Below are 23,396 nucleotides of genomic sequence, written 5' to 3'. Positions count from 1 at the left end.
CGTCAGGAGATTAAATAATATTCATGATGATAGGAGAGATAGGAATGAACAAGAAGAAACGTCTAGTCAAAGCACCAAAACTAACCTTGCTGATGGTCATTGTATTTACGATGGTATTTGGCTCCAGCGCCTCCGCCTTTAACGACATCAAAGGGGACAAGGAACAGCAGGCCATTGAACGTCTGGAGCAGCGGGGGTTCATTAAAGGGGACTTGAGCGGACGATTCCATCCGTTCGAGAAGGTGAACGGTGCAGCGGCTGTTACCTTGATTGTAAATGCACTCGACCTTAACCTGAATGACTTCGCTTTTATCAAAGAACCCAAAGCCAGTGACTACTTTAGCAATGTCAAGGATAACGTCTGGTATTCCCAGGCCTTCGTCATTGCCGGAGTTAACCAGCTCGATATTCCCAAGGATATCAAACCTTCCAGTCCAGTAACCAAAGAGCAGTTCACTCACTGGCTGTTCAAGGCGCTGAACACCAAGGGTGAATTTGCGTGGACACTGCAATATACAGAAATTGCCGACAACGACCAAATCAACCCTAGCTATGCTAACAGCATTCAAACATTGCTGAACGGCAAAATCATCTCCCTGGACAAGGATCAGAAGTTTAATCCAACTCAATCTATCACCCGCAGCGAAGCGGTAGGTATGGTATATCGGACGTTGGAATTCATTGAAAACACGCAGGTCGTCGAACCAGAACCAGTTAACTTGTATGACCCAAGTCTAAACACGGACGCTGTCTCCAAAGAAATTACGAAAGTAACTATTTCCGGTACAGCTCCACACCCAGGCTACGCCCTGGAGATTGCCAGCGTTGAATATAACGAAGGTACCGCCGTGGTCAACTACCGCGTGCTGCCACCAGACCCTGATATGGTCTACCCTCAAGTGCTGACTGAAGTTAATGCTGTTACCTACATCCCTGCGGGTTACAAAGCAGAACTTGGCACAGTATCAAAATAACCTCCAACAAAAAGAATGGACAGGAGCGGCATACCAAGCCGCACACTGTCCATTTTTTATTCCTTCACTGCCTGTAGAGGCGTGGAACTCTTTGGCTGATCGCACAAATGACTTCGTAATGAATGGTGTTCATCCAGGCTGCCATCTCACCAAGGGCAATCTCCTCACCTGGACGCCCTGTGCTGCCAAACATGACCACCTCGTCACCCGTAGATATTCCCTGAACGCCGCTGACGTCCAGCATCGCCTGGTCCATACAGATTCGGCCGATGACGGGAACCCGCTGTCCTCGCACCAGAGCGTAGCCGCAGTTCGATAAGCTCCTAGATAAACCATCGGCATAGCCGATAGGTATGGTGGCGATGAGAGTGTCATCCGCAGCACGATAAGTGCGTCCGTAGCCCACGGTTTGGCCAGGCAGGGCAGGATGCAGCGCTGCAATCCTGGTCTTCAGTGACATGGCCTGCTGGAGCGGATATTCAGGCAAGCGCAATTGTTCTGAGGGGTATAATCCGTACAGAGCAATGCCAACCCTAATCATATCCAGATGCATTTCCGGGAACCGCATCGCTGCCGCACTGTTACAGCAATGCTTGATAGGAATATGGAAGCCCTTGCTCTCCAAAGCCTTAATACATGCGGTAAACCGGGCAAACTGTTCTTGAGCAAAACCCGGATCAGCACCATCGGCATCAGCAAAATGGGTGAACATTCCCTCCACTATTACATCGGAAGCCGCCGCTGAAGCTTGCTCCATCAACCGGGTGACAGCAGGAATGGAAGCAAGGCCAATGCGACTCATACCCGTATCGTATTTTAAATGAATTCGTGCCTTGATCTTATGCCGCCGTGCACAGACGATGATCTCCTCCAGCACCTCTTCGGTGAACACCGTCAGGGTAATGTTCTGTACCAGAGCCGCTTCCACCGCATGGGGTGGCGTGTAACCAAGCACAAGAATAGGTTGTGTTATACCGGATTCTCTAAGCTGCAATCCTTCATCGACAAGCGCTACGCCCAGATACTCCGCGCCTGCGCTTAAAGCCGTACGAGCCACCTCAACAGCCCCATGACCGTAGGCATTAGCTTTAACAACCGCCATCAGGCGGCAAGCTTTCGCCTTTTGCCTGCTGAACAGCCTCATGTTGTGAGCAATTGCCGGAAGCATAACTTCCGCCCACGTATCCCGGCTTCCCGTGGGGGAAGTGAACTGAGCTGCTATAGCGTTCATAACATGGCCTCCTCGACTTTTTGAACTCACATCAGTAGAAATGTTAAATTTAAATTATGTCAGTATTCTTGTGCATTTTTAGAAGTTTTCGTGATTTTTTCTGAAAAACCTTTAATTCCCCGCCCATTTTACGTTAGATTAATTGACAAACTCTGCCGATGAGAGGATAAAATAGAAACGAATCCAGATTTATATGTTATATAACATGACAGGAGGAAGTAATATGATCGTAGGCGTACCCCGGGAAATTAAAAACAATGAGAACCGGGTGGCAATGACCCCCGCAACCGCCCACCTGCTCGTCAGCACAGGTCATGAAGTGTGGATGGAGAGGGATGCTGGAGCAGGAAGTGGCTTCTCGGACGCTGAATATGCAGCGGCAGGGGCCAAATTGGTCGCTACAGCCGCCGAGGCCTGGTCCACAGACATGGTCATGAAGGTCAAGGAGCCACAACCGGAGGAATACCGTTATTTTCGCCAGGGGCTTATCTTGTTTACTTATCTTCACCTGGCCTCTGAACTGGAATTGACCCTTGCCTTGAAGGATAGCGGCGTGACCGCCATCGCTTATGAGACGGTCGAGGTGAACAAGACCCTGCCGCTGCTTACACCCATGAGCGAGGTCGCGGGGCGAATGTCTGTACAGATCGGTGCCCAATTTCTGGAGAAGCCTCATGGTGGCAAGGGGATCCTCCTCGGTGGTGTTCCCGGCGTAAAGCGGGGCAAGGTCACGATCATCGGCGGCGGCGTGGTGGGGACGAATGCCGCACGAATGGCCATGGGTCTGGGCGCGGATGTAACCATTATCGATTTGAGCGCCGAGCGCTTGCGCGAGTTGGAGGATACCTTTGACAAAGGCGTGCAAACCTTAATGTCCAGTCCCCAGCATATTGCCGAGGCAGTGAAGGAATCTGATCTTGTGATCGGCGCGGTGCTGATTACCGGAGCCAAGGCGCCCAAGCTTGTGACCGAGGACATGGTCCGGTCTATGTCTGCCGGGTCCGTCATTGTTGACGTAGCGATTGATCAGGGCGGCATATTTGAGACAGTAGACCACATCACGACTCATTCCGAGCCTACCTATCTGAAGCATGGTGTCATTCATTATGCCGTAGCCAACATGCCTGGTGCTGTTCCCCGCACCTCCACGCTGGCTCTCGTTAATGCCACCATGCCCTACGCACTTGATATTGCCTCCAAAGGCGTCCACCTGGCGTTAAGCGAGTCCGATGCGCTGAGAAAAGGCGTTAATGTAGCCGCTGGCTCCATTACCTACGCCTCCGTTGCCCAGGACCTTCATCTAGAATACACCCCCGTAGAACAGGCCTTGAAGCTGTAAGATTAATACATGGGCGTTCCGCCTGACGGCTTATTGGCCAGCAACTTGGCCGCCGTTTTACCGATCAGGCGGATACCCTTGGTAATGTCTTCATCCTTGACCCGGGATATTCCAAGGCGCAACGTATGGCGCCCGCCCCCATCAATGAAGAACATATCCCCCGGTGTAAAAATAACTCCCTGCGCAGCACATGCCTCCAATAGCTCCCATGTATCGAAGTCGTCCCTGAACTCCAGGAACAGATGTAAACCGCCGTTGCCTGCCAGGCGGGCATCAGGAACAAATTCCTCACAGCATGCCCGGGCCAGCTCGTATTTCCGCTTATATTCGGTCCGTGCTTTCTTCACATACTTCTCCAGATGACCATTGTGTAAATATTGATATAACAGCGATTGATCCAGTGTTGAAGTGTGGATGCTACGGGCCCGCTTGACGCTCTCAAGCACATCAATTAATTCCCGGTCTGCCAGCACCCAGCCGATGCGAATACCCGGGAACAGGACCTTGGAGAAGCTCCCCAGGTACACCACGCCATTCCCATGCCCGGCCATCGCTATCAGCGGAGCCACATGAGCGCCGGAATAGCGCAATTCTTCATTAAATCCATCTTCGATTACAGGTACATGGTAGCGCCCGAGCAATTGCAACAGAGCCAGCCTCTTCTCGGCAGAAGTCACAATACCCGTGGGATTATGATAAGAAGGAACCAGATAGGCGCAATCATACGTTTGCTCCTGTAAGGCCTGCTCCAGAGCCTCCAGGTCAAGCCCATCGGCCTGCATAGGTATACCGGTGATGGCAAATCCATGCCTGCGCAGGTTCTTGATGGCGGTGTGATGTGTTGGATTCTCGCACAGTACCCTAATTGAACCGGCGACACTCTCCGCCCCCTCCACCCCACGTAAGGACGACAGCAAGATATCCAGGCCTTCCGTAAATCCGCTGGTAATCAGCATTTCTTTCCCTGCCAAATTTACGCCCTTGCGCTCCATATATTTCATCAAATAATTGATTAGCGGTTTATAACCTCTGGCGTAGCCATAGTTAAGCAATACGCGGCCTTCCACCGCCATACGGTCCAGGAAGGCACGCTTGACATTATCGAGATCAAACAACTGTTCATCGGGGGCAATACTCGTAAAGGAAATGATCTCCCGTTCAGCACTAAGAACCGGCTGCTTCCGCTTCATATGATCCAATTCCACCGCAATACGGGCTTGATGGTTCATCCGTTCGGACCAATCCATGTGCCAAGGCTCCAGGGCGGCTCCTCCAGTTCCCGAAATACCGGCGACAAAGTTACCTCTACCGGTGACGGCATGAACAAACCCTTCGTCCTGCAACGACTCATAGGCCGTAATTACACTACCGCGGCTCACGCCCAGCAGACCAGCCAGCTCTCGGGTGGAGGGCAATCGCTCTCCTTCTTGCAAAGCCCCTTTGGTGATGAGCCACAGGATATAATTTTTCACCTGCAGGTACACCGGCGTCCCGGCCGCAAGCTTGAATTCGTTAAACATAAATGAAATCGCCCCCACCCTCATGATGACATACCCGCAGCTATAAATAAAAGAACCACCCTGCTGCTTTTTCGAGCAGAGAGTGGTTCGCATCGTTTGCGGAACACTATTAAAGATTATACCATCACTTTGCAAATGTCATTCGTAAATTCGACCGGATCGCCCACCGGCAAGCCCTCAATCAGCAAAGCCTGATTGTATAACAAGCTGGTATAGAGGCTCAACTTCTCCTTATCGGTCTCATGAGCGTTCTTGAGGGACTGGAATACGTCATGGTTGACGTTGATCTCCAACACTTTGTCCGCCTTCACCGCTTGTCCGCCTGCACTTGGCATGGCATTCAGCACTTTCTCCATCTCAATGGTCAGTTCACCTTCCGTAGACAGGCACACCGGATGTGATTTCAGGCGTTTGGAAGCTTTGACTTCCTTCACCTTATCGCCCAGCAAATCCTTCATAGCGGTGAACAATTCCTGATTTTCCTCCGTATCTGCCTTCTCTTCAGCCGAATCGGCCTCGATACCCAAATCCCCACTGGATACGGACTTGAATTCCTTGTCCTTATAGTTCAGAATCACCTTGATAGCAAATTCGTCGATATCATCAGTCAGGTACAAAATTTCATAGCCTTTATCCGCCACCAGTTCGGTTTGCGGCAACTTCTCGAGACGCTCTACCGACTCACCCGCTGCATAATAAATATATTTCTGATCTTCTGGCATATGAGATACGTATTCGTCCAGCGATACCAGCTTCTTCTCCTTGGAGGAGGTGAACAGAAGCAGATCTTGCAGCACTTCCTTGTTCATGCCGTAGTCATTGTAGACGCCGAACTTCAGTTGACGGCCAAACGAAGCATAGAACTTCTCATATTTCTCCCGGTCATCCTTCAGCAGGCTTTGCAATTGGCTTTTGATTTTACTTTGGATGTTCTTCGCAATCGCTTTAAGCTGGCGGTCGTGCTGGAGCAATTCGCGTGAGATGTTCAGCGACAAATCCTCTGAATCTACCATCCCTTTAACGAAGCTGAAATAGTCTGGCAGCAGGTCAGCGCATTTATCCATAATCAGCACGCCATTGGAGTACAGCTCCAGCCCCTTTTCATACTCCTTGGTATAGTAGTCGAAAGGCGTATTCTCCGGAATGTACAGAATGGCATTATAGACCACCGCACCGTCAGCCTTGATATGGATGTGGGATACCGGCTTATCAAATCCGTAACGCTTCTCCATGTAAAAGTTCTCATAATCCTCGTCCGTCAGCTCGGATTTGTTCTTGCGCCAGATCGGCACCATGCTGTTGACCGTTTGTTCTTCCGTATACTCCTCATATTCGCCTTCAGCATCTTCCTTGGCACGGCTGCTGGTCACATCCATCTTGATTGGATAGCGAATAAAGTCTGAATATTTCTTGATAATCGATTTTAACCGGTACTCTTCCAGGTATTCATCATACTGATCATCTTCGGTATTGTCTTTGATCTGCAAAATAATGTCCGTGCCTACGCTGTCCTTGTCACACGCTTCAATGGTGTAACCGTCCGCACCCTTCGACTGCCACTTATACGCTTCCTCGCTACCCAGCGCGCGGCTGATAACGGTAACGACATCAGCTACCATAAAAGCCGAATAGAAACCTACGCCGAATTGGCCAATGATATTGTGGCCGTCCTTCAACTCCGTTTCATTCTTGAAGGCGAAGGAGCCGCTGTTCGCAATAATCCCCAAGTTGTTCTCCAAATCATCCTTGGTCATACCGATACCCGTATCGGAAATCGTCAGTGTACGCGCTGCCTTGTCCACCGCAATTTTAATGAAATAGTCGTCCTTATTAAATACCAGGTTGTCGTCAGTCAGCGCCCGATAATAGATCTTGTCAATGGCGTCACTGGCATTAGACACCAGCTCCCGCAGGAAAATCTCACGCTGGGTATAAATAGAGTTAATCATCATTTCCAGTAATCTCTTGGATTCGGCTTTAAATTGCTTCTTGGCCATTAAGCTAATCTCCTTCCACAGATCATAATCTATAATCCCTATGTTAGCACTCTATTAACAAGAGTGCTAATTCCCAATTTCAAGTTTATCGATACGCTCTCAACGTGTCAATACTTACGCTATGGATTTAACGGTGTATAACCGGTTAACTCTACCAGCTTCTGCCCTTGGGGCGACAAAATCCATTCAATTAACGGATCAATATTGGGATTGTCGCTTCCCGCCGTCACCGCATAAAACTCGGTCGCCAGCGGATACTCTCCATTAGCTATAGTAGTCCGTTCAGGCACCACTCCATCGATGGCCAAGAGCCGGATGTCTCCGTCCCGCACCATCTCTGTGGCGTAGAACAGAAATGAAAAGCCCAGGGCATTTTTGTAATTGCGATAATCCGCCGTTCGCTTGATGATTCCACCCATGCCGGATACTCTGTTCTCACGGGGTGGATCAGCCAATTGCCGACCGTCCATGACCTGCTCAAGCATGGTCTGACTACCACTGTCCTCTGGACGCTGGAAGGCACGGATGGACTTGCTCTCTCCGCCCACCTGGTTCCACCGGGTAATCTCTCCGGAGTATATGTCCCGTATCTGCTCCGTCGTGAGGGCCTCTACCGGATTCTCTCCGTTGACGAAGAACACGAACGCTTCACGGCCGATTGGCGTTAACTGGAGCTCTCGGCCATTCCTGCGAGCCACCGACTTCTGCCCCTCGGATGGTGGAGCTGCAAAAATAATATCCACTTCACCATTAATCAGACGCTTGTAGGCTTCCTGAGTTTGAGTAAGCGACACCTCGCTATCATACAGAGGATAATCCCGGTTAGGATATACCTCTTGGGCAATGGCAGCATAGAGCGGATACAAGGCAGTCGCCCCATCCATCCGCGGCAAGTCAGAGGTTATTTTCAAGGTGGCCGGTTCCGATAACTCCGCAAGATTGCCATGATCCATGAATGGACGGTACTGCTCCATATCCACCTCCTGGTCGCTTATGACAGGGATACTGTTATGATAGGCCAGACGAATTTCATAGCCTGCCGACGTCAGTCCCATCAGCACCACCACAGCAATTAACGATATATGCAATTTCCGATAATGACGAGAGGGAACAAACAAATATAACCAGGTGAACACCAAAGCGACTCCGGTCACGACAAACATCAGTGGCGCATAGAACAACGCCCCTCCATATAAAGAAACAAAGATGGCCCCCACCAGACCAAAGGCCAGAATTGTCATGCCAAGGAGAATTGCTATGATTATTTTGACAACCAGCGCTCCGTAAGATTTATTCATGCTTCCAATTCCTCCTTGATGTTCTCATCTTTGCGGGCATAAATCGGCAAGCTGATTTTAAACTCCGTACCAGCTCCGGGCGCACTCTTCACCGATACACTGCCTCCAAGCGACAATATAAGCTGGTAGGAGAAGGTCATTCCAAGCCCGGTACCGCTTGCTTTGGTAGAGAAATAGATGGAACCCAGCCGCTTTGCCTGTTCCTCCGACATGCCGACCCCGTTATCCCTAATGGTCAACGTCACCTTGCGAGCCGCCATTTGCAGGTCGAGAGACACCTTGCCTTGACCTTGCGGCACCTCGGCACAGGCCTCCACAGCATTCTTGATAAAATTGACGAGCACCTGCTTCATCTTGTCGGGGTTAGCCAATATCCAGACCTGTTCCTGCGGATGCTCAATCTCCAGCAATACATTATGCATGTTGGCATAGGGACTCATCACGTCCTTCGTAATGCTAAGCAAATCCCCCAAATCCGTGGGAAGCAGCTTGTCCCCTATCGGTTTGGAAATCGCCAGATATTCGGATAAAATGTACTCCGTCCGCGCGATCTCACTCATGCATATTTCAATATACCGTTCCGTTCTTCCCCGGTCGGTGGCCCCCTCTCGAATCAAGGTCAGGAAGCCTTTGACGGCGGTAAGTGGATTGCGCACCTCATGCACCAATGAAGCTGCCATATGGCTTACTGCTCGAACTCGCTCATTTTGCGCGTAATTAATAAATAGTTCCTTGTCTGCTACAGCTTTGCGGAACAAGCTGATCAGCAGGCAACAGCCCAGCACATTTTGCAAAGGAACCGCCACCAGATGAAAGAGCAGATGCTGGTGAACTAGGGACGGATTCTCCAAATATAACAGAACGATGGGAACGACCGCAAAAAACAAGCCCGCACTGGAGGTAATCACCCGCCTGCGCTCCACACGCACATACCATCGGGACAGAAGATAGGAGACGGGGAAAGTAATCAACATCGTAAGCAAAGCCAACAAGGCCCCTGAGCCCCCAAGATACAACCGATATAGTATAAATTCCGCGAGCAGCACAAGCCCGGTTTGCAGCCCGCCAAAGATCAGGCCAAAGAACATAATAATATAACGAGTATCGTAGAAATAACCATCCACCACACTCGTGCCAAACGTCATGGACAGGAACAGACAAACCATACTCGTGACTGTAATGAATTTGGGTGTGTAATTCCGTGGTTGATCACGATAAAACACATGAAACATCACAAACGGCATATGGGCAAAGAACAGTTGCAAGATTAATTCCTTCAGATAAAACATGCCAGTCACCCTTCAGGGGCAGAAAAAGTTCTCGCCCGTTTATGTATATCCTGTTTATTCCATATTTCCTCCCCTAAACCCTTCTTCCTGTCGTTACAAAAACTTGAAAAAAGCTGAAGCCTATCGGAACCTTCTCGGAACCGCCATAGTCTTCAGCCTTTGCTTTATTTCTTATCCACCTGTAGCAGAGTAATGTGTTTGACGGAATAGGTGTCCTCCAGCTTCGCTTCAGGAATTACGTTCAATTTAACCAGTCCTGCTACCTTCTGTGCATCCACCTTGGAGATGAGCCGCCAAACCTCTGGATCGGGAAGCACCTCATACAGCTTGCGATCATCGTATTCCTTTCTCTGCTGCTGAATGGCCTTGATTTTGTATTTACCCACATCCAGTTCGGTAACGCCCTCTTCCTGACAATAGTTCAGGATGTCACCGCGCAATTCGGACAACACCAGCTCCATGTCCTTCATCAACTGCTTCAGTTCATGGTACCTTTGCACTTTCTGCTCCATGTATATCGCCCTCCTTCTAGACGATATATATGAAGCAGCCGCCGGGATGATGCGCTCGGCGGCTGCTTGAATGTTTAGTAACAATTATTAATGCGTGAACCCTTTGAACAAACGATAAATGACTACTGCTGCCTCAGCGCGAGTCGTAGGCAACCCTGCCTCAAAGCGTTGACCGGTTTTGCCCTTCATCAGACCAGCCTGCGTGACCTCCGATATGGCTTCTGTAGCCCAGGCCGGGATCTGCTCCCGGTCTGCAAATTCAAGTGATATCGGCGTAATTGCTGAGCTCTGTCCCAACGCAGCTAACGCCTTGGACAGAATAACGGCAATTTCAGCCCGAGTTATCGAGCGATCCGGGGCAAATATTCCCCCATCATAGCCGCTGATGATTCCCTTGGCAACGGCTATATTTACTGCTTCCTCATACCAGATACCATGCCCGACATCACTGAACTGTCCACCAACTGCTGACTTCTCATCTTCCTTCAGTTCCAGCGCCCGCACAAGCAAAGCAACAAATTCGGCGCGCGTAACCTGACCGGATGGATTGTACAGACCCGCTGCTGTACCAGTAACGATGTCTTTGGACGCCAGAATTTCGATTTCATTGACCGCCCAAGGATAGCTTGCCGCTGTCACATCGGCGAACGAAACCTGCTTGGCAAGGTAGATATACTGGCTGAATCCTTGAAGCTTAGCCACAACGTTGCCGTCTTTAATCCGCCCCGTATGCGGAGTCAGCTTGCCTTCCTCACCAAGCTTGAACAGCCCGATCTTCTCCCCTTCAAGCTCGCTTGCCTTCAAGGCAGAGAGGGGAATAACCGTCTCCGCTGGTTCGCGGAAGGTAACACTCAACAACGGCTTCTCATTTTTATCGAGAATGGCGAAATCATAATAAACACCATAGGGTGTTATTTTATCGCCATCAAGTCCCAACTCGCTCAGTAATTCCTTCGTTTCTGTATCAGTGGCTGCCTTCGCGGAGGCGAATGCCGCTCCAGGCACATCCACTGCATCGGCCGGAATTGTCAGCGTAAAGCCGCCGGGAAGCTTCAACGTCGTTGCTTCTCCTGCTAAAATAGGAGACTTAACCGTATTGCTGTCTGTCTTGGGAGGGGGTGTGGTGCTGCTACCGCCGCTGCTCTTTGATCCCCCACCGCTAGAGCCACCACCATTGCCGGGCGGTGTCGTGACATTAGTTACCGTAACATTCACTTGCTCACTTAATTCTCTGTAAGTCACATCAATTACTGTAGTTCCTGCCTTCAGCGCCGTCACACGGCCTTCGGATACAGTAACAATCTGTGGATTCTGTACGGTATACTCCGCCTCTGCTGTTACATCCACGCCCGTCTCATCGGAGCCACTTGACTTATAAGTGACACTTAACGAACCACTCTCCCCCTTCTTCAAGGATAACGAGGATGGAGATATGAGCAGCTCATCATTCGGCTGGGCAGGCCCCTCAGTTACGGTTAGGGAGGCCCCACGGTTCAGTGTAACTTGCACCTCTTGACCGTCCTGATTATAGAGCTTCACATCAGTCAAGGTAAAATCATATTGCCCCACAGGCGCTCCGGCAAATTGGAAGCTTGCCAAGGTGCCCGTTCCCAAATAACCTTCTACGCCGTTCAGGCTTACTGCCAGCTCATGTCGCGTTACCGAAGCATCATACTCATATACACCCTCCGTCACGGTAAGCGGGACCCCAGGATTATGATATTCCTGGTGTTCAACCAGTTCCGTGCCAGGCAATAGATTAGCTTCGCCAAGCTCGCTGCTGTAGAGCAGATTTAGCTCAGCAGCATATACAGCCTCGGTGACCGAGAAGCGCACATCCAGCGAGAACGGTGTATTCGCCTCAATTTCCGAAGCCTGAAGCACTGGAGATACAACTCCGTTCAAGACATGTTCTACGATATCCAGCGGGACAAGTAATCCGTTGCCAGCAAGGTCATAGACATATACCTCGTATACATTGCGGCCTGGCGCCACTGGAACCTCAATCTGGAATTGTCCGCTATTATCGATTACGCCATCACTTTGCTGTAATTCCCCATTTCCGTCAGAATACAGGGCAGCTACTCCAATGACATCGCCAATCGACAGGCCTGCGAGGGTGACGAGATAGTCGATCAACAGATCCTGCGTCACCTCTCCGGATATCGTGCCCGTCAGACCAGACTCATTCAAGATAAAGGCTGGATCGTTCAGATGTGCCTGCGGAGCCTCTGTATCCAGGAAGAATACATACGCCTGATCCTCTATAGGCAAGGAATCAAAGAAAGAGGGGCCGACGTAAGGAACCAGCAGATAAGCATCATCAGACAAGACAGCTTCACTTAAGCCATCAAAAGCCGAGCCATCCCATCCCCGGATAATATAGTTCCCCGGCTCAATGCCCTCGTCGGTCTCCAGTACAGTTCCCAACCATTCTCCATCAAGACCATGTACATCGAGTGAGAAATAATCAGTATATTCCTGAATCGTGAACGTAATATCTGCCGTATCAAGAACCCCGTCTCCGTTAGGTGAGAACGGATTATTAGACAAAGCTACGTTCGTGACGATATCAACCTGAGGCGCTTCGCCTACGTACACCGATAGCGGCAGATTGATGGTATGACCTGTAGATGCTTCCGTCAGAGTCACTTCGCCTTCGTACCGCTGGCTAACCACATCTGCCGGTACACTCACCGTAATACTTAAGGAGCTCTCACCACCAGCCGGAACCTGAACCAGATTCGCGGACAATGTCAGTTCAAGGGGTGACTGACCATACCACTGAGAAGCTACCGAATATTGCGAGGCACCTCCCGCGATATCCTTCACAATGACCGGCTGTGATGCCGTCTGTCCATAACCTACGTAACCAAATGATAAGCTGCCGTTGTAGAACGTTTCCGGCTCATTTCCACCCACAAATGGAGTTGTATCCTCTACCAAGGCAATGGCCTTGGCCTCAAGCACCTGATCCAGGGCAACGCGCCCGGCTCCCTGATCCATATGTGTATAACGATTGCCATTACGATCCGTCAGCTTGACTGCGTTATTCATAAGCAGCGCTTTGATCTCATAGGTCGTAAGCGCAGGGAATTGCTGAGCCAGTAGAGCGGCAGCACCCGCAATGTGCGGTGCAGCCATGCTGGTACCATTCTGAGCCGCATACCAGTCCTCATATTCCGGAACACTGGAACGAATGCCAATTCCCGGGGCCGAAATGTCTGGCTTGATATCATACGCCGGCTTGGCAGGGCCTCTTGAGCTGAACCCGGCCAAGATATCCGCTTCCAGCGTCGTTGTGAATTGAGCCGCCTGTTCTTGCTGTTGCAATGCTGTCAAAATCTGCTCGCCGTAGGCTCCGGACAGAGCATACACCGGAATGGAAATATCGATGTCCCCCAGCGTACCGCTCTCCAAAGCCTCTGGTGCATTATTAAAGATGATGGCAGCCACAGCTCCAGAAGCTTGGGCATTGAGCGCCTTGTCCGCAAAGGAAATCTCCCCACGCTTAATAAAGGCAATTTTCCCGGCCAGATTCTTGCCATCATAATTCTCCGGTTTACCTAGGCCTACGTCCACCAAGACATAGGAGTCTGCTAAATCTTCAATGCCAGCCGATCTATCGAAGTTATCCAGGAAGAAATCCTGACCCACAATACCAGAAACCTGCATGATCGGCGTCGTTAACGGCGGCTTGGATGCCCCCACCGTGATGGCCAACTCCGAGCTGCCCGGATCAGTTACCGTGGCGTCGCCAGGGCCTGAATTGCCCGCAGATACAACGGCAATAACTCCTGCCTTCATCGCATTGTTCAACGCGATAGAGTCCGCGGATTGCTGATTATTACTGGACGATCCCAGTGAGAGGTTGATAACGTCCATGCCATCCACCACGGCCTGCTCAATCCCTGCGATTACATTTTCCGTAGTGCCACTGCCGTAAGGACCCAGCACCTTGTAGGCGTACACGTCTGCCTCCGGCGCTACCCCCTTCACGCCTGCAGATTCGGAGACACCAACATCACGTCCCGCCACTATCCCCGATACGTGGCTGCCATGTGAGGTATAATAAGGTCTGCCGTTCTCATTGAACTCGGGCAGACTTGGATTTAGTTCCTTGGCATCCAAATAATCCTGGAGGGTTGTTTCATAGGGGGATTCATCGTCATTAACAAAGTCATACCCCCAATAGCCATCAGGAATAGCATCAGCCAGGTCAGGATGATCCTTGGCTATCCCGGTGTCAATTACACCCACCTTGATTCCTTGGCCCTTCACACCCTCGTCCCAGAATTCTCCGCTGCCGATGAAGGACACGCTATCCAGAGGATTCGCTGTAGTCGCTTCCTCTTCAGTGGCATTCACCGTCAGGTTGGGATATACCGCCTTCACTCCCGGAAGCTGAAGCAGCGCCTCCACCTGATTAGCGGGAAGCGTCAACGAGAAGCCGTTGAATACGTTGGAGTATTCCCGTTTGATTCTGGCTTGCAGCTTGCCAGCGGCCTGCGTCTTAAAGGTCTGCTGCTGCAGGTCTACCGCCTGCTTATGTGTTGTCACCGACTTGCTTGCGCGCATGTGGCTGCGCGTCGCCTCAAATACCTTCACCGGCGCTTCACGCAACTCGACAATTACCGTCGTCTGCTCGTCTCCGTCAGAGAAAGGCACAAAACTTTGTGGCCCTACAGCTTCCGTGCCTTCATCCTGCCGCTCAAGCACTAGCCCACTTGCAGAAGCTGGCGAGAACGAACCTCTCTTCGAGGCACCTTGCTGTTGTTTAGACTGCAACGGTGTACCCAGGTTGCTCTTCAATGCCTCTTGCGTCACTGCATGCGGGTCGAGCCCAAACTTGGCCTGCTTGCCCCCGCTTGCTTCCGTCAAGCCATTCCCCTCTGCGCCCGCCATAGGCAGCAGCAGAGTAAATGTCAGCAGGAAGCTAAGAATACTAGCTACAACTCTCCTACTCAAATTCTCATCTCCCTCGCTTTACATAGTTTCCTAGAGGTATATACAAGCTGATAACTTTATACCTATTGACGAGGGTTGCAATATATTCTCAATTTCCGAATTTAGCAGCAAGTAATGATTAGCTCAGTAGCCGGTCTATCCCGGGCGCACAAAAAAGAGAACGCACTATTTCATGCGTTCCCTATGATGCCGCAACGTTAGTGGACTTAACTTGAGCGTTGACTTCTAGTTAGCTCCAGTCGGCGTCCACCAGTTGCCCGATGCCACAATCATGCTAAGCAGACGAATAGAATTGCCGTAATAATAATTCCACTCCAAGGCCGTTGGGTTGGAAGCATTCGTATGATAATCCCACAGGTCGTTCAGCCATTGCTGATTGTTGCTGGAAATCATCGCACTCACCATCAATGGGGCAGTAAAGTCCATTCCTCCATCCCAGGGACTCAGCTTGGTCTGTCCATCCAGCGAATATCCTGACCAAATCTCCCAAGGCTCGTTATGCTTGGCGGTAATAAATTGATTCAATACAGTTAACTGCTGCTTCGCGCTATTGTTGCCGGTTACCAAATAGTCGGTCCCAATCCGCCAAGGCGTACGGCAGGAATTGTAATTATAATCTCCGTCAAATTCGGACTCCAGAAAATATCCGTCAGGGGTGTTCCAGGTAAACTCGGAGACTGGCTTATATTCCCCATTTGAGTCTCGATATACGAAATCCGGCAGTAGTCCGGTCGATGGACTGTAGCTTGTATATACGTCCTCAATAATATCGTAGGTCGTGTTGATGACCTGCAACCAACGTGCATCACCTGTAGCCTGATAGAATTCCTTCATATGCTGGAGCATGAAGTCCGAAGGTCGTGTCGCGTTGCGGTAATCCGGATTCGTTCCCGAGATTTGCACCCAGTCGCCAAGCTGTAAATGATAATACACCGGGTGAACCTCTTTATTCATAATGGCGTTGATCACTTTAATGGCTTCCGCACGGTAGTTAATCGTTCCGCTGCTTCCCCATTGCTTGTCGGCTAACAGAAGCGAGTAGGCAATATCCATATCGCCGTCAATAGCGGAATTCGATCCATTAATATCTATAATACTGCCATTGCGGTTGGCCTGCTGCCAAGCCATCAGATTAGGGTCCTGTGAGCTCGGATGAGCCCGAAAATAATGATACATCCCGTCAAACAACGTCTTGGCTTGTGAGTCATGCCCTGCCATGAGAGCCGTAATCATCATCCCGTAGCCGTGGGCTTCGGATACGGTAATTGCATCTCCGTTCCAGCCCCCATCGTTGTACCATACATAATATTGGTTGCTGTTATACGGATTTTGTTTGATATATTTCAACTTATATTCGTTATAGAGTAGCCTGACCTCAGCGTCCATTTGCGCCTGCGTAACATGATTGGGCTTAATCGCACCAGCCGTATACGTCACGTGCTGCGGAAAGGGGCGTAACTCGGTGCTCGTAATCGAATCCGCTGAACCGATGCCGATAGATCCGGGAAACAAGCCGACCAACAACGTCGCTAGCACGACCACCGTTACACCAATATGACGTCTCTTCCCTTGACGGAATCCCATAATGATCATCACTGCCTCTCTTATTAGATTATAAAGCCTATCTTCAAATGTTTAAGCGCTTTAACTTTAAAACCAAAAAAATACTTCCCTCCTTCCTGCGTAAAACTACCATTTGCTCTATGAAGTAAATCTAGTTGTAAGTAACCAATAATTTCCTATAATCACTATAATTGTAGTAGCTCACCAAAGGTTCTGTCAACGAAAACTAAAGCGCTTTAACATATCTCCCCGTTTATCTACGTGTAGTTGTCTCACGGATAATTAGCTGCGGATCGATCTGTATCGTCACTCGTTCCTTCCCGGGGTCTTTCATTGCGGCAAGCAACAAATCCACGCCAACCGTCCCAATTCTGTCTGCCGGCTGTCGAATGGTCGTCAGCATCGGACGAAATTCCGAGGCAAGCACCTGATCGTCGAACCCGACGATGGATATATCGCCCGGGATGGAGATGCCTTGGTTCAAGCAAGCATCCATCACTCCGATGGCGATATAATCATCCGCAGCGAAGATGGCGGAAGGAAGCTTCCCTTCCTTGATCCACTTCATAGCGATCCGATATCCGGAAGGAATTTCGAAAGCCCCCCGCTCCACCCGGTACGGCTCTAATCCGCATTCGGCAAGTGCAGCCAGATAACCTCGTTCCCGCTCGCGACTGCTCAGGAAATGTTCAGGACCTGCAATGTGAGCAATCTCCGTATGCCCTAGATCGATCAGATGTCGGGTTGCCTCGTATCCTCCCTTGAAGTTATCGACGATGATGGAGTTCACAGGGTGATTATGATTTGAGTTGTCGATCATAACGAAGGGAATATTCTTTTTCACCAAATCCTGAATATACGCTTCCTCATCCGTAGGGGACAAAGACAGCAGGATAACTCCATCCACCCGATCCTCTGCGAACAAAGGACGATGAATTCTATCTGCATGGCTTCTGGACACCGAAAGAGCTAAATAATAACCACGTTCCATCAGCCGTTCATTCATCTCATTCACAACCGCATCAAAGAAGGAATCATCCAGGGTTGTAAGGGTCAGTCCAATGATTCCGGTCTTTCCCCCTGCCAGGCTTCTGGCCGCCGCATTCGGATGATAATCAAGCTCCTTCATCGCCTGCAGCACCTTTTCCTTATTTTTTTGGCGAACAGAAGGGGAATTGTTCAACACTCTGGAAACGGTAACTACGGATAGGCCCGATTTTTGGGCTACATCAAAGATACTGACCTTCATCGCCTGGTCCCCCAAATGATCTATTTGTTCAGGAATACCATACTTTAGCTGACCTGCGGCTGGCTGCCGCGAATGAAATACTCATAGCGGCCAAAATGCCGAAGTGCCTTGTCATCCCGCTGCCACACCCACGCATCAATCTCCGACTGACAGCGATGCGCACGGAATGCCGCCAATTTGGCTGCCAGATGATCCTGCACATCCACCGCGACAATATCCTGAGCGGTATAGCCATACCTTTCCGGTTGCAGCATCCGATCCCCGAAGGAGATAAAATATAGCTCTCCTTGCCCTGCACGGCGGAACGCTTCCGTCGTGGCCTTGCCAATGGCACAATGATCCGGATGACCGCCCAAAGTCTCGTGAAACGTCAATATTACATCCGGTCTGAGCTCTGTAATCAGATGCTCAATTTGGCCAACAAGCCACTCCTCATCCATGAATTCAACGGTCTTGTCGCGAATATCAAGAAATTGCAGTTCATTTACGCCTAGATGATCGCATGCCTGACGCAGTTCAATCTCTCTTGCTGCCGCAATCGTCTCACGATTTAAATAAGGGGGATTCCCCATCCGGCGCCCCATCTCTCCACGGGTCGCGCTAACCAGGGTAATTTCCACACCTTCAGCGGCATATTTGGCTAACGTCCCGCCACAAATAAATGTCTCATCATCAGGATGAGCAAATACAGCAAGCAAACGTTGGGGTCTATGTTCCATTTTATCATTAATCATTCCGGGAACGGCTCCTTTCCCAGATGCAGCGCCACGTCCATGCGGCCCTGATCGTCGAAGCCCTCCAGCAGAAGGCGTTCCTGATCGTCCAATTCGGCATGAGTAAGCCCTTCAATCCGTAACCACCCATGACCATCATAGCGCAGTGCTACGCGGTAAGGCCCGTCTCCGGCAATAAAGGCCTCCGTCAGATCAATTCTGAAATTCCGTGCAAACATATAAGAGGTGGCTTCACTATGTACATAAACTTTCGCCCCCACAAACTGGCTTAACATCTTCTCTACTTGCTTCTTCTCGATAGGCTTCATTTCTTCTATGCAGTCCTTTTCATCTTCATTCTGGAAGTCGTTTAAAACATCAATACCTATATTATACACGCTATATACGCTGATCGGGGATACACAAGCGCAAGGAATCATTTTGCACTCTATCCAACTTGAAACTCATCGGTCTTCTGTGTCACAATGAGGGGGTCGAGATTACTTACATATTTATGGCTTAACAATACGTACAACTCTACTATCCCAGGAGGACAATAGAATGAAAACTATGAAACTTGGATCCACTTCGCTTGAGGTGCCGGTTGTTGCTGTCGGCTGTATGCGAATCAATTCACTGAACCCGGCCGAGGCTGAGCGTTTCGTGCAAACTGCACTAGAGGAAGGCGCCAACTTCTTTGATCATGCCGACATCTATGGAGCAGGGGCATGTGAGGAAATATTTGCCGAGGCTATCCATATGAACGCTAGCATTCGCGAGAACATCATCCTGCAATCCAAATGCGGGATTCGTCAAGGCTCCTTCGACTTCTCCAAAGAGCATATTCTAAATTCGGTAGATAACATCCTGCAACGCCTGAAGACGGAATACCTCGATGTGTTGCTGCTGCACCGCCCGGATGCTTTGGTTGAACCGGAAGAGGTGGCCGAGGCCTTTGATCAATTGCATAGCTCGGGCAAAGTACGTCATTTCGGAGTATCCAACCAAAACCCGATGCAAATCCAACTGCTTCAAAAGTACGTCAAGCAGCCGCTCGTAGCTAATCAATTGCAACTCAGCATTACTAACGCCAACATGATCTCCGCAGGAATCAACGTAAATATGGAGAATCATTCGTCCGTGAACCGTGACGGTAGCGTACTGGACTTCTGCCGCTTGAACGATATCACGATTCAGCCGTGGTCCCCGTTCCAATACGGATTCTTTGAAGGTGTGTTCCTGGGCAGTGACAAATTCCCTGAATTGAATCAAGCCATTGACGGCATTGCAGCCAAGTATGGAGTATCAAATACGACGATTGCCGTCGCCTGGTTGCTGCGTCATCCAGCCCAAATGCAACCTATTATCGGAACGATGAATATTGAACGCTTGAAGGACTGCATCAAAGCTGGCGACATTCACCTGACCCGTGAAGAATGGTACGAAATTTACCGGGCAGCCGGTAATATCTTGCCGTAAACAGATACAAACGTTCCTCCAGAACTACCCGTTACGGGTTGCTTTGGAGGAACGTTTTTTTGTATTGCTTAACCGGGTCTCGCGTTAAAACTTAAATTGGCCTACCAGCCGATTCAGATCATCCGCCACTGCCTTCATTCCTGCGGCTGAATGGGTCACCTGAGTCATTCCGGCCAATTGCTGCTCCGTAGAGGCAGATATTTCCTGGGTCGCGGCTGTCGATTCCTCGGCAATGGCCGAAATGTTCTCGATCGTGCCGACAACTTCATTTTTGTTGCCATCCACCTGAGTAATCCCCTCGGTTACGCCTTCGATTTCTTCAATCATTTGGTGAACAGTAAGATCAATTTTCTTGAAGGCATGGCCTGTTTCCCTTGAGACTTCACTGGTACGCGAGATGACCTCTGCCCCCTGAAGCATCAAGTCCCTTGTCTTGGCAACGGCTTCGGCCACCTCATGCACCATCTCTTCAATTCCATGCACCGAGCCTGTCGTCTGATCGGCCAGTTTGCGAATTTGCTCCGCAACCACAGCAAATCCTCTACCCTGCTCCCCTGCCCGTGCACTCTCAATCATGGCATTCAAGGCCAGCAGATTAGTCTGCTCCGCGATCCCCTTAATGACTGTGGTTACTTCGGTAATCGCTTCTGATTTGGCGCTCAGATCATTGACTTGCCCTTCAATCCCCAATGTTACGTCAGCATTGTCACGAATGGCCTGCTGCAGCTCCTTCATACTACTCATACTGATCTTATTGGCTTCAAGTGTCTCCTCCATACGTGCCTTCATCTGATCCGCACGCTCCGTCAACACATGAATTTCCGCAGCCAGGCGATTCAATCGTTCAAGGCCCTCCTGCGAATTCGTGGCCAAATCCCCTGAGCCGGCAGCTAGGGCATCCGTGGCCGAGGATATCTCCCTGGCAGCAGCCGCACTCTCTTCAATCATCGTTGCAAGCTGCCCTGAACCCGAGGATACCTGCCCCGCGCTCACCTGAATGTTTTCGACTATGCCGCCTAAGGTTGTCCGCATATGAGCTAAATCTTTGGCTATTTTGCCAATCTCATCGTGACTGTCATGCACGAACTCCGTGGAGAAATCTCCTGTCGAGTAGTCTTTGATGCGCGCTGACATCATGAAGAGTGGGCGAACCATCTTACGGGCCATCAATAATCCCAGACCAATGGCAAATATCAGAATGATCAAAGAGATGATTACCGTTTCCAGCAGCGCTTCCCGAATTTCCGCATACATGCTTTCCAGAGAAATACCTACATTTAAGGCCCCAGATAGCTCCTCGCTGTAAGCAAAATCCGTGGAGATGTTGTAGACCTTCTCTCCGCCAGCCGTCTCGAGAATACTGCCCTGAATTTCTTGTCCCGTAATGACTGCGGATAAATCAGCTTCCGTACTGGTAGCTGAAGCCGAAGCGGATGCATCTGTCTGCTCCCCTGTTCCCTGCTCCACTCGGCTATCATTGGATACGATAAGTTGTCCACTGGCATCGGAAAGTGAGACATAGACGATGTTTCCGGCACTGTCTGTCTGAATGGCCTGGAAGATCTGTTGCAGCCCCTCCAAGCCGGAGATTTCATTGCCGGCAATCTCCCGTTTGATGTTAGTGACCAAGGTTGTCCCGTCACTCTTCATCTGACTGGTCATGGACCGCTGCACTTCGTAGTAGGACACCAGTGTAAACGAAACAGCACATACCGCCATCAGCAGCACAATCATCGCAAGTAGTTTGGCGGTCAATGATTTGAACCTGAACAGCTTGAAGGAACGCAACTGATTTCGATTAGACATGAACAAATTCCACCTTTGAATGGTTTTACATATTGTTAAGAGTTTATGCCAAAATTTGTATATTTTTGTATAAAGCTACTTCCTGATTTTAACAATCTTCGGCAAAAAGACAGTGACAATTTTTATAGCTACTTTTCAGTTGTTAACATTCATTTCACATAAAATCCATGAGGTATAGGCAACACGGAAAATTTCCGCATAATTGTCCGTAATCCGCAAACAATAACCAGTGAATTCCACAGCGAAAGGAGCAAGAGACATGACTCAACTGAACCAGCAAGAACTGCAAAGCTTGCGTCACTTGATTGGCGCCCATGAGACCGCTAACCAAAAGATGCTAACCTATGCCCAGCAATCCAATGATCCTGAGGTCAAGGCTTATTTTCAAAAATCGGCCCAAGACGCTATGAACACCAAACAACAGCTTATGTCATTTCTAAACTAGGGAGGAACCCATCGACATGATGCAGGACAAAGACATGGTTAATGACGCATTAGATATGGTCAAGAGCAGCCTTACCACGTACAGCAGCGTAATTACAGAATGCTCCAATACGCAATTAAGATCCACCATTCAGCAAATTAGGGACAATTGCGAGAAGTCTCAATTTGAGTTGTATAACCTGGCTCATTCCAAAGGCTATTATATGCCGGCTGAAATGGCGGATAGTCAGGAAATCCAAATGGTCAGATCGCAATTGAGCGGTCAATAAGCGGACCAAGCAAAGGGAAAGAAGCTTCTTGGATGCCTAAATGGTGATCAGGAAGCTTCTTTCCTATTTTACATAACTATAACAACCACTTATCCTCTATTGACTGACTAGTCACTCTGTTATATGATAATGGCAGCAAAACATAAGGAGGAGAAGCATGGCCAGACCCAGAAGCGATGATAAACAAAGTGCGATCATTGCGGGTGCGACTCGGGTGATTGCCTCTCAGGGATTGGGGGCAGCGACAGCAACCATCGCCAAAGAGTCAGGTGTTTCTAATGGATCACTGTTCACCTACTTTGATACAAAGGCAGATTTGTTGAATCAACTTTATATCGAGCTCAAGACAGAGATGGCCTCGGTTATAGACGGAATCCCGACTGAACGTGCCCCCCGGGAACAAGCACTCTATATGTGGTCCCAATGGATGAACTGGGCAACGTCCTTTCCAGAGAAACGCCGAACGCTGGCACTGCTGAATGTTTCGGACGATATCACATTGGAGAGCCACCAGACAGCGAGACAGGTCATGAGCGGGGTCCGAGATTTTATAAGTCGAATTACTGAAAATGGTCCCTTACGCGAAGAGCCATTAGGTTTACGAGTTGCCTTGATGAACGGTTTAGCAGAAGCGACAATCGATTATATGATGCAAGACCCGGCCAATGTAGATAAACATAGTATGGCTGGATTTGAAGCCTTCTGGCGAATGATCGTATAATTTTTTTCACTAATTAAAGAGTGA

Annotated in this window: 18 protein-coding genes; 6 read left to right on the top strand and 12 right to left on the bottom strand. The window is 49.7% G+C overall.

Going from position 1 to position 23,396, the window contains the following annotated elements:
* Positions 1-44: 44 nt before the first annotated feature.
* Positions 45-974 (top strand): S-layer homology domain-containing protein, encoded by a 930-nt coding sequence (locus BN3279_RS11605; RefSeq protein ID WP_059051003.1) that lies wholly within the window; start codon positions 45-47, stop codon positions 972-974.
* 64 nt (positions 975-1,038) lie between these two features.
* Here BN3279_RS11605 and alr read toward each other — a convergent pair whose 3' ends face one another.
* Positions 1,039-2,205: an alanine racemase gene (gene alr / locus BN3279_RS11600; RefSeq protein WP_059051001.1), complete on the bottom strand. Its 1,167-nt coding sequence runs from the start codon at positions 2,203-2,205 to the stop codon at positions 1,039-1,041.
* Positions 2,206-2,428: 223 nt separating this feature from the next.
* On the opposite strand from alr, the gene ald reads away from it, so the two are divergent.
* Positions 2,429-3,544 (top strand): alanine dehydrogenase, encoded by a 1,116-nt coding sequence (ald, locus tag BN3279_RS11595; protein ID WP_059051000.1) that lies wholly within the window; start codon positions 2,429-2,431, stop codon positions 3,542-3,544.
* A 2-nt stretch (positions 3,545-3,546) separates the two neighbouring features.
* Here the strand turns inward: ald and BN3279_RS11590 are convergent, their stop codons facing one another.
* The 10 genes from BN3279_RS11590 to BN3279_RS11545 form a co-directional block, all read right to left on the bottom strand.
* The gene (locus tag BN3279_RS11590) at positions 3,547-5,064 is read right to left on the bottom strand and encodes an aminotransferase-like domain-containing protein (protein ID WP_059050998.1); all 1,518 of its coding nucleotides are present in this window, start codon (positions 5,062-5,064) and stop codon (positions 3,547-3,549) included.
* Between the two features lie 116 nt (positions 5,065-5,180).
* On the bottom strand, positions 5,181-7,061 hold the full coding sequence (gene htpG / locus BN3279_RS11585) for a molecular chaperone HtpG (RefSeq protein WP_059050996.1): 1,881 nt from the start codon (positions 7,059-7,061) through the stop codon (positions 5,181-5,183).
* Positions 7,062-7,180: 119 nt separating this feature from the next.
* The gene (locus tag BN3279_RS11580; RefSeq protein ID WP_059050994.1) at positions 7,181-8,359 is read right to left on the bottom strand and encodes a substrate-binding domain-containing protein; all 1,179 of its coding nucleotides are present in this window, start codon (positions 8,357-8,359) and stop codon (positions 7,181-7,183) included.
* A complete protein-coding gene (locus BN3279_RS11575; protein ID WP_059050992.1) occupies positions 8,356-9,648 on the bottom strand; it encodes a sensor histidine kinase in 1,293 nt (430 codons plus the stop codon). Before BN3279_RS11575 ends, BN3279_RS11580 begins: the two co-directional genes overlap by 4 nt.
* A 164-nt stretch (positions 9,649-9,812) precedes the next feature.
* The gene (locus tag BN3279_RS11570; RefSeq protein ID WP_059050990.1) at positions 9,813-10,160 is read right to left on the bottom strand and encodes a hypothetical protein; all 348 of its coding nucleotides are present in this window, start codon (positions 10,158-10,160) and stop codon (positions 9,813-9,815) included.
* A gap of 87 nt (positions 10,161-10,247) precedes the next feature.
* Positions 10,248-15,128: a S8 family serine peptidase gene (locus BN3279_RS11565; RefSeq protein WP_059050988.1), complete on the bottom strand. Its 4,881-nt coding sequence runs from the start codon at positions 15,126-15,128 to the stop codon at positions 10,248-10,250.
* A 225-nt stretch (positions 15,129-15,353) separates the two neighbouring features.
* Complete coding sequence (locus tag BN3279_RS11560; RefSeq protein WP_232436830.1) at positions 15,354-16,721, bottom strand: family 8 glycosyl hydrolase; 1,368 nt, start codon at positions 16,719-16,721, stop codon at positions 15,354-15,356.
* Positions 16,722-16,944: 223 nt separating this feature from the next.
* Positions 16,945-17,940 (bottom strand): LacI family DNA-binding transcriptional regulator, encoded by a 996-nt coding sequence (locus BN3279_RS11555; RefSeq protein ID WP_059050987.1) that lies wholly within the window; start codon positions 17,938-17,940, stop codon positions 16,945-16,947.
* 44 nt (positions 17,941-17,984) lie between these two features.
* A complete protein-coding gene (locus BN3279_RS11550) occupies positions 17,985-18,674 on the bottom strand; it encodes a PIG-L family deacetylase (RefSeq protein WP_059050985.1) in 690 nt (229 codons plus the stop codon).
* Positions 18,671-18,982 (bottom strand): DUF1806 family protein, encoded by a 312-nt coding sequence (locus BN3279_RS11545; protein WP_059051800.1) that lies wholly within the window; start codon positions 18,980-18,982, stop codon positions 18,671-18,673. The genes BN3279_RS11550 and BN3279_RS11545 overlap by 4 nt, the downstream gene beginning before the upstream one ends.
* 232 nt (positions 18,983-19,214) lie before the next feature.
* Here BN3279_RS11545 and BN3279_RS11540 point away from each other — a divergent pair, with 232 nt between their 5' ends.
* On the top strand, positions 19,215-20,132 hold the full coding sequence (locus BN3279_RS11540) for an aldo/keto reductase (RefSeq protein ID WP_059050983.1): 918 nt from the start codon (positions 19,215-19,217) through the stop codon (positions 20,130-20,132).
* Between the two features lie 84 nt (positions 20,133-20,216).
* Here the strand turns inward: BN3279_RS11540 and BN3279_RS11535 are convergent, their stop codons facing one another.
* Positions 20,217-21,938 (bottom strand): methyl-accepting chemotaxis protein, encoded by a 1,722-nt coding sequence (locus BN3279_RS11535; protein WP_059050981.1) that lies wholly within the window; start codon positions 21,936-21,938, stop codon positions 20,217-20,219.
* 259 nt (positions 21,939-22,197) lie between these two features.
* Between BN3279_RS11535 and BN3279_RS11530 the strand changes: the two genes are divergently transcribed.
* The 3 genes from BN3279_RS11530 (at position 22,198) to BN3279_RS11520 (ending at position 23,372) form a co-directional block, all read left to right on the top strand.
* Positions 22,198-22,383: a hypothetical protein gene (locus BN3279_RS11530; RefSeq protein WP_059050980.1), complete on the top strand. Its 186-nt coding sequence runs from the start codon at positions 22,198-22,200 to the stop codon at positions 22,381-22,383.
* A gap of 16 nt (positions 22,384-22,399) precedes the next feature.
* The gene (locus BN3279_RS11525) at positions 22,400-22,651 is read left to right on the top strand and encodes a spore coat protein (RefSeq protein WP_059050978.1); all 252 of its coding nucleotides are present in this window, start codon (positions 22,400-22,402) and stop codon (positions 22,649-22,651) included.
* 157 nt (positions 22,652-22,808) lie between these two features.
* Positions 22,809-23,372: a TetR/AcrR family transcriptional regulator gene (locus tag BN3279_RS11520; protein WP_059050976.1), complete on the top strand. Its 564-nt coding sequence runs from the start codon at positions 22,809-22,811 to the stop codon at positions 23,370-23,372.
* The last annotated feature ends 24 nt before the right edge of the window (positions 23,373-23,396 follow it).

This window comes from Paenibacillus senegalimassiliensis, from assembly GCF_001486585.1.
Lineage (GTDB): Bacteria > Bacillota > Bacilli > Paenibacillales > Paenibacillaceae > Fontibacillus > Fontibacillus senegalimassiliensis.
The sequence above is the reverse complement of the archived record's forward strand: the minus strand, read 5'-3'. Positions and strand labels throughout refer to the sequence as shown.